This window comes from Mucilaginibacter sp. PAMB04168 (genome assembly GCF_039634365.2).
Taxonomy (GTDB): Bacteria; Bacteroidota; Bacteroidia; order Sphingobacteriales; family Sphingobacteriaceae; genus Mucilaginibacter.
Genome location: NZ_CP155079.2, coordinates 3442167 through 3455506 on the forward strand (window position 1 = coordinate 3442167; position 13340 = coordinate 3455506).

Annotated in this window: 7 protein-coding genes; 2 read left to right on the forward strand and 5 right to left on the reverse strand. The window is 41.4% G+C overall.

The features are described 5' to 3' along the window. Positions 1 to 59: 59 nt before the first annotated feature. From ABDD94_RS14615 to ABDD94_RS14635, 5 genes are all read right to left on the reverse strand, one after another. Complete coding sequence (locus tag ABDD94_RS14615; protein ID WP_345952858.1) at positions 60 to 4208, reverse strand: two-component regulator propeller domain-containing protein; 4149 nt, start codon at positions 4206 to 4208, stop codon at positions 60 to 62. 294 nt (positions 4209 to 4502) lie between these two features. After that, the gene (locus ABDD94_RS14620) at positions 4503 to 4625 is read right to left on the reverse strand and encodes a hypothetical protein (RefSeq protein ID WP_345952859.1); all 123 of its coding nucleotides are present in this window, start codon (positions 4623 to 4625) and stop codon (positions 4503 to 4505) included. A 125-nt stretch (positions 4626 to 4750) separates the two neighbouring features. Next, complete coding sequence (locus ABDD94_RS14625) at positions 4751 to 5746, reverse strand: family 43 glycosylhydrolase (protein WP_345952860.1); 996 nt, start codon at positions 5744 to 5746, stop codon at positions 4751 to 4753. 74 nt (positions 5747 to 5820) lie between these two features. Then, the gene (locus ABDD94_RS14630; protein ID WP_345952861.1) at positions 5821 to 7632 is read right to left on the reverse strand and encodes a RagB/SusD family nutrient uptake outer membrane protein; all 1812 of its coding nucleotides are present in this window, start codon (positions 7630 to 7632) and stop codon (positions 5821 to 5823) included. A gap of 8 nt (positions 7633 to 7640) precedes the next feature. Then, the gene (locus ABDD94_RS14635) at positions 7641 to 10967 is read right to left on the reverse strand and encodes a TonB-dependent receptor (RefSeq protein WP_345952862.1); all 3327 of its coding nucleotides are present in this window, start codon (positions 10965 to 10967) and stop codon (positions 7641 to 7643) included. 485 nt (positions 10968 to 11452) lie between these two features. Here ABDD94_RS14635 and ABDD94_RS14640 point away from each other — a divergent pair, with 485 nt between their 5' ends. After that, the gene (locus tag ABDD94_RS14640; RefSeq protein ID WP_345952863.1) at positions 11453 to 12721 is read left to right on the forward strand and encodes an alginate lyase family protein; all 1269 of its coding nucleotides are present in this window, start codon (positions 11453 to 11455) and stop codon (positions 12719 to 12721) included. A gap of 194 nt (positions 12722 to 12915) precedes the next feature. Beyond that, the gene (locus ABDD94_RS14645) at positions 12916 to 13323 is read left to right on the forward strand and encodes a hypothetical protein (protein ID WP_345952864.1); all 408 of its coding nucleotides are present in this window, start codon (positions 12916 to 12918) and stop codon (positions 13321 to 13323) included. Positions 13324 to 13340 lie beyond the last annotated feature (17 nt).

A 13340-nucleotide genomic window follows, 5' to 3' on the forward strand; every position in this document is an offset into this window, starting at 1 on the left:
GTTATATAATGCCGCTCTAAAAAAGGAACTAATTAAGCAAGCACTACAAATACATAAGTTTAACTGCTTTTTGATTTTTGCCCTTTTAGTGTAGGGTTTAGTTTGTAGGCTGGAAGAAAAGCTCCTCTGTATTTTTTGATAAACCCGGAAGGGTTAGTTTTAAACAACTTTTGAAACTGTTCCCGAAAATATTTGATGTCTTGGAAGCCTACTTTGTAAGCGATTTCTTTAATCTGCAAATCAGTCTGAATCATTAACTCAGCAGCCTTACGAAGCCGAATGTACCGAATGAACTCACTTCCGGTCAGACCGCAAATGGATTTGATTTTCCGGAATAATTTTGATCGGCTCATATTAAGTTCCTCAGCAAGTACAATCACAGTGAATTCTTCATTTTCCAAATGTTTTTCAATAACTACTATGCATTTATGTAAGAAATCACTGTATTCTGCCGGCACCTTTAATTCGTTGTTTTTTAAAGTGATTTCATTGAAAAAGTAATTTTTCAATGTATCTCTGCCCTTTAGTAAGCTTTTAATTTTGGCAACCAACAGATCGCTTTCAAAAGGCTTGCTGATGTAGTCATCTGCACCGCATTCTATCCCCTTTAATTTAATTTCCGGTGAAGAAGTACCTGTAAGCAAAACAATTGGAATGTGGCTCAATGATGGGGCATCCTTCATATCAGAACAAAATTCCACGCCGCTTTTCCCCGGCATAATAACATCACAAACAATGATATCTGGATGATGTTCCAGAACCAGCTCAAATCCTGCTTCGGCGTTCCCGGCTTCCAGTACGACATAACTTTTATCCAATAGGGATTTAACGTAGTTCCTGATCTCCTCATCATCGTCAATCAATAATACGACTGCCTTATTTTGAACAATTTCGTCCATCGCACCCGACTCAGAATTTATCCGAACAGCCGATGATGATCGGAGCGGCTCGCTAGCAGCATCAGTTATAGCAATTTCCTGCAAGAGCGGCAAAGTATTACTCATAGAATTTGAAGCTGTTTCGAACCTCGCTTGATCAATAGGTCTTACAGTGCGCTGTGGAAGCAGCACATTGAAGGAAGTTCCTCCTTCTTCCCTATTTGTATAACTAATGGCTCCTTTATGTAGCTCTACAAACTTTTTTGCTAAAAACAACCCTATTCCAAAACCGCTCTGTGCATGGCCGGATCCAGACTGGGATAGACGATAAAACTTATCAAAAAGTTTATCGCCAACGTGGTTCGGTATACCCTCGCCATTGTCTTCAACAACCATTAATACCTGGTTATCTTTTAAACTTACGTCTAGCCTAACCGTCCCGCCAACAGGGGTGTACTTTAACGCATTAGATAACAGATTAAACAGAACTATTTCGATTTTCTCCCGATCAGCTAACATTTCAGCATGCTCGTTCACGCATGAAAATTCATAAAATATTCCTTTTGACCTTGCCTGATTATTAAAGCAGATGAATACTTCCAGGCAAACCTCACGAAGCGTAAAAACAGAAAGATCGAGATCTGCTATCTCGTTTTCAGACTTTTTGAAAAGCATGATCTGATCAACCAGATTGAGCAGCCGTCTTGAGTTACGGTACACAGAACTTAAATCAATCAGGTCACGGTTTGCACCATCACTCTGAAGTAAATCTTTAAGGGGGTTTACAATTAAGGTGAGTGGAGTTCTCAGTTCATGAGCGATATTAGTGAAGAAAGAGATCTTCTTTTCGTTGATCTCCTCTATAAATTTTAACTCATATTTTAGGCTGGTTTGCTTACGATGATAAAAAAGATAACCGTAAATGGAACTAAATATTAAAGTAAAGTAAAATGCATAAGCCCACCAGGCCCGGTACCAAGGCGGTAAAATGACAATGGATATCCTTCTTTCTACCGTATTCCACAAACCTGAAGAATTTGTCGATTTAATCCTTAAGGTGTATGCACCCTCATTTAGGTGGGAATAGTTAATGGAGCGCTGGCTACCAACAAAATTCCAAACTTTATCTCTGCCCTGTAAGAGATAAGCATACTGTATTTTTCCGGGAAGTGAATACTCTAGTGCAGCATAATCTAACGAAATAATGGCCTTATCGTATGGTAATGTTAATTTTTTAACTTGATAAATATTATCAGCATCAGGTAAATAATTTGAATTTGCCCCAACCGATAAATTGGCCAGGCGCACACCAGAGATAACCAAAGGAGGAAAGTCATGAAACTGTCTGACACTATCCGGATTAAAAATCGTAAAGCCTTTTATACCGCCAAATATCAGCTCACCTGTATGTAGCCGAACAGAAGCATTATAATAAAACTGGTTGGATTGCAGGCCATCTGCAGCGTAATAATTCTCTATTTTACCACTGCGCTTGTTGAATTTGGACAGGCCATAATTGGTACTTGCCCATATGTTTCCTGCAATATCCTCTTCAATATTAAGTACTTTGTTATTGCATAATCCATTAGCCTCGGTGTAATTAGATAGTTTACCCGTGCGAATGTTGTAAGCAAATAAACCTCTTCCATACGTTCCTATCCATAATAATCCAGAAGCGCTTTGATGCAAGGTCCGAACTGCTGCACCGAAATTCAAAACTTCTTTTATACCATGCTTTAAATCTGCCTTCAAAAGACTGGTAAAGCTACCAAGCCAAAGGTGCTGATCATCAGCACTGGTTATGGTAAGAATATCCTGATTAACAGGGAAAGGAACTGGTTTTAACTCCTTGGCTAAAACATCATACATAAACAAACGGTTGTTACCACCATTTTTGCTATTTCCTCTCAATATCGACGCAAATATTCGTCCTTTTAAATCTGTATAAAGTTTCCACACCGGGTTACGAAAACTCCGGTTGCTGAAGGGAACAGGGTCGAACCGGTTTGTGTTCCGATTGAATTTTTTAACGCCTTCGCCGCCAAAAATTCCAATCCATATTTGAGACTCATGATCCCTTGTAATACTCGAGATACGATTTCCGGACACTTGATCCCGACTGGTGAGCGATCCGGTAGGTATTTCGGTAAAACGTCCTGTAGCCCGCTTCCATAAACTTACACCGCCACCGTCCGTTCCAACCCAAACATTATCTCCATCCTCACAAAATGAAAAAGTAAAATTGTTATTTAAACTTGTGCTATTGCCGGGTTGATGGCTATAAGTAGTAAACTGATGTTTTTTATCATTTAAGATATCAATCCCTCCCCGCAACGTCCCAACCCACTTGCGACCTAATTCGTCTTCGTAAAGGGCATTGATTGCATCACTCGACAAATTACTTACTTTATAATACTGAAGACTAGCTATTGCCGGATTTGTAGTGGATGGAAGGTAAATGATACCCTTGCCATCTGTTGCGGCCCACAATTGTCCGCTTTTTGTCACTAATAAGTCGAAGATTTTGCAATTGTTGAGCTCAGAATCCCGGGAAGTAATAGAATACATCTTTTTAGATGGGATTTCATAACACAAAAGACCAGTCGTGGTGCCAATCCAAATAAATTTTGAGTTAACAATTTTTAAGGACGATGCCAGGGATTGAATTTTACAGCAAACTTTAAGTGAAGAAGTCTTGTGGTCATAGAAACACAAGCCGACATTGTTGACCATAACCCATACATTGTCGCTTTGATCTACAGTGATGGCACTTGCTGTATAATTATCCAACTTTTTGCCATCCTTTTGAAGCGGAATGACATAAGCGTTAGCTTTTCCGGTTTCCTTGCACAATAACCCTAATTCGTTGCAGGCGAAAAACACATCACCTTTCTTATTAAACTCTATACCATTGGTCCAATGTGTTGCCTTTATGAGTTGGTGATTGTTAATTTCGATTGGTAAGATGCTGAATTGGAGAGTTTTATTATTTAGCAGCCCTATCCCTTTTTCTGTTCCAACCCAAAGGTTACCATGGACATCAGAATTTATACAATTAACAAGATCATCTGGCAGGGAGGTGGAATCTTTGTATCGGTGTCGAAAGACTTTAAAATTATAACCATCAAACCGGTTAAGTCCGTCTTTCGTACCAAACCACATTAACCCAATTTTATCTTTATGAATGGTGGTTACCGTATTGTTAGATAGCCCTTGTTCTATACCAAGGTAGTATAGGGGCTGACCTTTAACGTAAGTAGAACATAGAAAGGCCGTTAAAAAAAATAGCGCCCTAAAAAGTATCCGGCAGTTTAACCTCTGGCAATCCATCCTCAAAAATTTACAATTAACCCCTGCACAACCATTTAAGGCAATATGAATGAGGAGAAATGGTTATTAAAATTGGCTACTGCTAAATTAATATAATTGATGAGAACTAAAAAGAAAAGAGCTGTTCTTTACTTAATTCCTCAAAATGGTGAAAGTTTGATTCGGGCTTCAGATTTTTGGGGGAATTGTAAAAGTTTCGGTAAGCCTGTATAGTGCAAACTGCTTATCTGCCCTTCTTCACTAAGGCGCCTGAGGACGGTTGATAATCTAACACTTTAACGACATCAAGTTTCGTTAGCTGCCAGTTGCCGAACGCTGCATGGCGGCAAACGATTCTGAGTTACCTAACATCTCAGAAGACGCTGCAATCTGTGCAGCGTGTTTAATACGTTTGTTACCATGAGTAAAGATGCTCATATTACAACCTCAGAGGAATTTATCAACCTTGGGATACAAGCAGGTTGACAAATTACCTCAAGGTTTATGGCACCGCATGCCAACAATTTTATATAGCCAGTATAGAGTTAATTGACCTGGTATGATCAAGGTGCTAGTTTATATTGGCCGGTCTTTAAATTGATAGACCATGGCTTAGGCTCGGGCAGCTTTAATTTACCATCTCCAATTTCCAAAGGCATCCATAAATATCTCGAATCCCATTGCTCTTTGGGTTTCCAGATATCGCCCATAAAAATAGCCGTTGTGCCTTTTGTCCCTGTGACTTTAAGGATCATTGTAGATTGAGAACTGTAAGTATTAGTTTCGGGCGGTGCGATATCCTTAAATTCAGACCAGGGGCCTGCAAGTGATTTTGCAGTGGCAAATTTATTAGGGTTTGGCCGCCATCCCGTAAGCGCTGAACCAATGGCATAATAAAGCCCTTTATAATGCACAACAGCACCGCCTTCTAAAGGCGCATGGATAAAACAGACTTCCTTATCCACATTCATATAATCATCGGTTAAGCGGGCTATGTAAAACCCTTTAGAAGGTCTGCTTTCAAATATAAGATAAGCAGAGCCGTCATCATCCACAAATTGCCCAATGTCCCGGCTCTCGTACCCTAAAGGTCGGAAGCTTTTTACGTACTGGTAATCGCCGTCGACCCGATCGCATACAGCAACGCCTACCCGTGCAACTTTGTACCGGGCATCATCAATATGCATATACATTACATATTTACGTGTTTTGGCATTATAAAACACCTTTGGCCGTTCCAGTACCCAACGATACCCAAGATTTTCTGGATCCTGAATATTGATAACCTTATTCCTGAAAGTCCAGTGTGTCAAATCTTTTGACGAGTAACAACCCACATAGCGGTAGCTGGTATCGTTATCCTGAGCGCGGTATTCACCGAACCAATAATAGGTATCTTTAATTTTAATAATGCCACCACCGTGTGCCTGAACATGGTTACCTTTATTATCGGGCCAAATAGCGCCTGGCTGAATAAGCCCTTTGCTGGCATCTTGTGCGAATGCGTTCAGGCCAGAAAATATGATGTATAAAGTAACAAGACTTAAGAATCTGAACATAATATGTAGAGCAAAAAATTGTATAAACAGCCTGCATCGGAATGCTCGATACAGGCTGATTTGTTATCTGTTATTTACCAACCCGGATTTTGAACAAGTTTTGGGTTAAGGGCCAATTGGCTAGATGGTATTGGATATAAGTAATTTTTTTCAGTAAACTGCCTTCCGGTGTTATCCAGTATCAGATTACCATTCGCATCCAGGCCATTGGTTGGTTTTGGGCTAAGCGCATTGGGCCCTAGTTCAGCCTGTGTGCCTTTGTATTTAATACCAATTGGCCAGGGGCTAACAAATGCAGCTGCATTACCATAAGCGGTTCCACCAACATTAGTTACCAAATCTGTTGCTGCACTGTGCCAGCGTTTGATGTCATCAAATCTGAAATTTTCATAATACAGTTCGATGAATCGTTCGCGTCTTATTTCGGTTCTAAAATCTAATCCGTTTGCAGAGACAAAGCCGTTACTCAACTTTGGCATATTCTTATTAACGCGAAGCCGAACAACGTTAAGGGACTTGTCTAAATCCGCATCGCTTATGGCCTCATTGCTTTCATATACTGCTTCAGCATAGTTCAATAACACCTCGGCATACCGAATTACTGGATAATCATAAGATTCCTTGGTGTCAGGAACACTTCGCTCCGCTATCCACTTTTGGTTGGTGTAACCAGCTATTTGGGTAACTTTGCCACTAAAAGAGTTGTTAATGTCGGGGGCATCATTTAACCAAGTTATTCTCCCATTTGAATTGCCATACCAATAGTAAGAATTCATTACCCTGATGGTATATTTTAGACGGTTATCGCGGTTTGTAAATTCCGACCCATATTGTTGAAATCCTTGAAACAACGGCGACTTTTCTATGGGTAAGCCATCCTGACAAAGAAACGCGTTGACAAACTTATGCTGAGGGCCAATTTGCCAGCCCTGACGGCTGACATTAATGTTGATTACTTTTGATACATCATCGTAGCGATAGGCTAAGACATATTCATGATTGGCCACTTTATTTACACCTGCAGGGTTTGATTTAGGATTCTCTAATATAAACAGGTATTTCTGAGCTGAATCGCCTAAGATGGTACTGTTTCCCCCTAACGCGTTGGAGGCGGCTGTTCCAAAAAGTGCAAATTGATTGCTGGCGATAACAGCATTAGAAGCAGCGGCTGATTTGTCCAGTAACGCCTTGTAACGTGTAGGAGGTAAATTCCTGAATTTGAGCCAAGTTCCTTCATACAGGGCTACCCGGCCTAAAAAAGCCTGAGCAGCCGTACGGCTTACTCTTCCATAATCCGGAGAATTAGCCAGTATAGAGGCCGGCAAGTTAGGGATAGCTGCTTCTAAATCGGAAATAATCTGGTCGGCTATTGCATCGCGATCTGCCTTTGGACCGTAAAGTTCCGGTGAATTTAGATCGAGCGTTTTGGTTACTAATGGCACGCCACCAAACAATTGTAGCAGCTCAAAGTAACAGTAGGCCCTAAAAAATTTAGCCTCTGCAACAAACTGTGCAATGCCAGCCTGGTCACTATAACCTGCCGCTTTTTCAAGCAAGTAGTTACAGTTGCGAATGTTTGCGTAATTGTTAGTCCAGTTATTGTCTGTTGCCGGTACAGTGTTTATACCGGCGCCGTAGGTGCCTCCACCGTTAAAGACGTCAGCCCGGCCGTCATAGTGAGCGTTATCTGCAAATGAATTACCAAAGTTATGCAGATAGCTGTAATATTGATTTGCCCAAGTTTTGAAATCATTTGGGGTCTTGAAATAGGCCGCATCAGCAAGTGTGTCCAAAGGTTCAAGATTGGTAACTTTATTACATCCCCACTGGAATGCGATTAAAATAAGCGCTGTACAATACAGCATATTTCTATTAAGTTTTTTCATATCTACGTTTAAAAAGTAAGGTTTGCACCTAAGGTTACATAGCGGTAAAAAGGATACCTTTCATTTCCTTGTGTAGTCCGGGTTACTTCAGGATCCCATCCGTCACGAATACCACTGAATTCAAACAAATCACTTCCAGACAAATAAAATCTAACTGTTTTGAAAGCTTTTGTTCGCTGCATTAGCGATTTAGGTAAAGTATAACCCACCACGATGTTTTTACATCTTACGTATGCACCGTTCTCTACCGACCAGGTTGAAGCTTGATAATTATATGCGTTAATAGCATTACTATGCAAATTAGGATAATATGCGTCTGTGTTAGTTGGTGACCATGTTTTTCCTATCCAGGAAGTCACCTGGGCTTGTCCCAATGCGGTATATGGTATGCGCCAGTTATTCTGACTACCCTGGGCACGGAAAATTGTCCTGTTTCCTACTCCTTGAAAAATACTGTAGAAGTCGAACCCTTTCCACTGGAAACCAAAATTGAGTCCAAAGGTTAACCGAGGAATGTCACTTCCTAAATAGACTAAGTCTCCCATATCGGCTGTTGAACTGCCTATTGACAATTTACCATCACCATTCACGTCAGCAAATGAGTTGTCTCCGGGACGTAAACCAGAAAATTGCCCCGGAAGATTAGGCAGTGCTGTAGCTGCCGGTAAATTGATATTATTATTCACACCACCTACATTGTAGTATTTATTGTAAGCGTCCACTTCTGCCTGAGTTTGCAGGCGGCCGGCATACTGCAATCCAAAGTAAGAGTTGAGTGAGTAACCTTCAACTGTCGAATTAAATCCGGAAGCCACTAAAGGATTTCCATTGAAATAGATGAGTTTGTTCCGACTATCGGTTAGGTTACCTGATACCGTATAGTTAAACTGGCCAATATGATCTTTCCAGGTAATCACACCCTCCCAACCCCAAGTTTTTAAATTACCATTATTGCTTCTTGGTGCACCAATACCCAGTACACCCGGATAAGTGACGCTGATTAGCATATTATCGTTTTTGCGCTGAAATACATCCACAGTGCCACTTAGCTTGCCCTTTAGCACACCAAAATCAAAACCTAAGTTCATATCACGGACAGTTTCCCAAGTTCGGTTTAGTGATACCAAGTTTCCGGTAGAGTTGGTTTGGGTTGCAATGCTGCTGCCCAATAAGTTGTTACTTGTTCTGGCCTGTAGTTGAAGGATGTAGTCATACAATCCAATGTCGGCTTGGCTTCCTCGGGTGCTGTAAGAACCACGGAACTTTAAATCGTTGAAAATATTTAGCCGTTTAATAAACCCTTCTTCGGACATACGCCAGGCTGCTGATAATCCGTAAAATGCTTTCCACCTTTTTTCGGCAGCAAATTTTGAACTGCCGTCGTACCTTACAGAACCTTCAAACAGATACTTACTTTTAAAGGCGTAGGTTCCGCGTGCAAAGTAAGAGCCTAGCGCATAGTGGTTACGTGATTCTCCGTTGTCCACAAAACCGCCTACACCGCTGGTTAGGCCTCCTCCTAAATAAGGGATATCTTCATTAGCTAAATTATAAGTCCTTGAATAAGTAGAATTGTACTCATCTCTTTCGTAAGAACTACCCAGCATCACACTCATATCGTGGTTCTTATCAAAAGTATTCGCATAAGTAACCCGCCCAACCAGGTTGTAGTAAGCATCATTTACGTAACCCCTGTAATAATTAGCGTTCGCGCCAGTATTGCCCGCTGTCCCAGTTGAAGGATTAGTAGTAATTAAGTAACGATCGTCATAAGAGTAAAATCGCACGGACTTGGTTTGTATCTGAGCGTCCTGATACCAGGAGTTGTAGCCAACCGTACTGCTGAAAGTTAGGTGCTTAGCAAAGTTGTAAGTTAGTGTAGAGTTCAGATAACCACGGGTGTTGAACTCCAGGTTGTCTCCACCATCGCGTAGTGCCCCTGGAGGGCTTGGTACGGTACCCCACTGATAAGGCTGGCCCGACTGTGTATATGCCGGTATGCCTGGTTGAAAACCGTTACTGAGCGCACTATAACCACCGTAGCCGTACTGCGTTGGCTGCTGAATATTATTGCGTTCGAGTGCAATACTTAAATCCAAATTTACTTTAGGGCTAAAGCGGAATCCGTTATTTAAACGTACGTTGTAGCGTTGGTTACCATTATTGCCAACACGTAACTGACTTCCATCATTCAAATAGCCTAAAGATGCCCGGTAGGTAACTTTGTCGCTACCGCCTGATACTGCCAGATTGTGTTGGGTTGAGGTAGCGGTTCCCCACAAGAAGTCAGACATTCTTGTATCAGTAAAATTCAGCTCCTTAACATCTCCAAATTTGGGAACAGGTAAGCCATTGTAAGTTAACTGCGGCGTTACATTGAATGAACCATTATAGCCAGGAACTTGTGAGCCAAGAACTACTGTACCATTGTTGGCTAAAGCAAAATTAGCCATCTGGTACCATAGATCGTTGGGATCAACAACGCCGTAATAATCGTTAATCTTGGCTTCTTTCAATCCATTTGCCCACTGCTCAACATTGGTCATCTCTGGCTGCAATCCTATGTACTTCTTAGAAACGGTCGGATCGTACTGTATTTGTGTTGTACCAGACTTGCCTTTTTTTGTAGTTATCAGCACCACGCCATAAGCGGCACGGGCACCATAAATGGCCGCGGAAGCGTCTTTTAATACTGATATGTTATCAATATCACTTGGATTTAAGGAATTGAGTGCATTATTGTTGTTCAACGCTACTCCATCAAGTATAATCAATGGATCCTGATTGTTGGTAGATGTAGCACCGCGGATTTGGAAGTTCCAATTTTCACGGCCTGGTTGAGCCGAGCTTCGGGTAACAACAACACCCGGTACCTGCCCTTGCAAATTGGCGATTGGGTTATTTGTAGGGCCGCGGTCTTGAAAAGTCTTAGAAGATACTGTGGCAATGGCTCCTGTTAAGGTTGCTTTTTTTTGCGCGCCATAAGCCACAACCACTACCTCATCCAAATTACTGGCATTCGCTTCAATCGAGATAGACATTACTCCCGAACGGCTTGCCGGCACCTCCTTGGTGGTATAACCAACATAGCTGATTTGAAGAACTGTACCGTCAGGAGCATTTATTGTAAACCGCCCATTAACGTCGGTTTGTGTTGATAATTGCTGTCCTTTTACCTTAACGGTAGCACCAACAATGGGCTCGTTAGATTGATTATCCAGAATTCGCCCCGTTACGGGGCCGGTCTGTGCAGTGGCGTGCAAGTATAACAGCAACATAGAAAAGCAGGTAATTACAAGCTGCCTTGTCCACTGTTTAAAAGTAGAGTTCTCCATACATGAAGGTTTAATAAATAATTAATTGGTTTTTTGATCAGCGGCTTTTAAGTGAAGACCGCTTAATTGATGGAGGCTAAAATCGAGGAAAATAGAACTACGAAGAGGGGGAAAAGGGGTCAAACAAGGGGGGTATTATGAAGGATTGTAAAGAAAAGCCGGTTAGAAAGCTTTGAAAAGTTAAAACAAGCTAAATGGATAAGTTTATTAAATTGAATAAGTTAATGCTCCAATAACTTTTTACTGAACTGAATCAGCGTCATTAATTAAAGAACAAGAATTAACAGTTAACTTATACGAAACAGTTTACGGGAGATATACTTAGATAATTACCACCCTTGAATGCATCGATACCTAGTCGGTTGATGTAGCTAAATTTTGCACCCTTTATTTGACTGAATTGCCACCGTTCCGCCCGGGTTCAACTTCCTAGTTTTGGCTTAACCATAACCACTGAACCAATATCAAACTTAAATTTTTGTAGAATGAAAAAACAAACACTTATTGCTTTGGCGGCAGCATTTACCTTTACCGCTATCTCCTGTCAGAAAGAAAATAAAAGTAACAAATCTGAGCAGGTAGCAACGCAAAGCGAGCAGGCTGGTAAAGTTACTTTAGCAACCACCTTCGCCCATCCCGGACTGCTGCACAATGCTGCAGATTTTACCCGAATGATTAGTAAAGTTAATGCCAATGCCCAGCCACAGAAATCAGGCTGGGATAAACTTTTGGCTAACTCTCACTCATTAGCCACTTATGCCATGCAAGGCCCTGCTGCCATTGTATATAGAGGATCGGGCAGTCCGGAGAACTATTCAAAACTTTATAACGATATAGCAGCAGCCTACCAAAACGCTCTTCGTTGGAAGATTGCAGGAACAACCGCTAATGCAGATAAAGCAGTTGCGATTATGAACGCCTGGTCAAACACGCTTACTTCTATTCAGGGATCAGCTGATCGATTTCTGGCGGCTGGTATCTATGGGTATGAATTTGCCAATGCCGCTGAGATTATGCGCAGTTACAGCGGCTGGGCTGCCGCTGACTTTACGCGTTTTAAAAATATGATGCTGAACGTATTTTACCCGCTTAATCATGACTTTTTGGTTAATCACAATACAGCCTGCATCACTAACTATTGGGCTAACTGGGACGCCTGTAATATGGCAAGCATTTTAGCAATAGGCGTTTTGTGTGACGACACTGCCAAATTTAACGAGGCCATTACGTATTTTAAAAGCGGTGCAGGTAATGGGGCTTACGGTAAAGTTGCTCCTTTTGCTTACACAACTGATGGCGGTTTAGCTCAATGTCAGGAAAGTGGTCGGGATCAGGGCCATTGTGGACTGGATATTTCATTATATGGTGCACTTTGTCAAATGGCTTTTAATCAGGGACAAGATCTATTTCAGTACAATCCATGGAGCGACACCCGTCCCAGAATTCAAGGCATGTGCGAATATGTGGCTTCTTACAACCTTGGAAACACCGTGCCGTTTACCACTTACAATTGGGGAAGCGGACAAACTTGTACTGCCAATTCTCAAACGGTTATTTCTTCTTCGGGCAGAGGAGACACCCGTCCAAGCTGGGAACTGCTTTATGGCTATTATGTACAGTTAAGAGGGTTAAGCTCCCCTAACATCACTGCATATGCGCAAAAAGTAAGACCTGAAGGAGGTGGTGGCGATTATGGAACAACCAGCGGTGGCTATGATCAATTAGGTTTTGGAACGCTAACCTACACCCGATAAAAACACTTCACAAGTGGTTATGGTAAGCAGATGAATAGCCAATAATTCATCTGCTTATTACTTACATCATTTTTGGGCAAAATGCAACAGATGAATGTATTAAGTATAGCGTAACCTTTGACTAACCTATCTACTTTCTATCATTTTGTATCGCTGTAACGTCATTAACATTAAGGCGATTGATCTATTTGAGTATGTATTTTGATGAATCAGAACTAAAAGAAGTGGCGTATTGGAGTTATGAAGATGAATTGCTGAACCATTCCGCCCCATCGCTTTATCCAATTTATACAGACCTCGCTTCAAATTTGTCTCACCATTACGGTTTTGCATCACTTCATCAGGAGCATTTGCTACTTCATAGTGATGATCGCGCCGTTATAAAATATAGTTCTGTAAGTAAAATCTCTAGGGGTTTCCAGGATAATGGCACTCAACCCGCACTTTCGACGATAATTGGCCACTGGAGTTTCTTAACCATCCAGTTCAAATGTTCAAAAGCTAATCGGAATTTATACATCAGGTTTCACAATGACTCAGGCGGCGTAAAAATAACCCGCTATTATACATTCCTAGTCCGTGTTATTCGTTTAAGCGAATAAGTTGATGGCGCACGCTT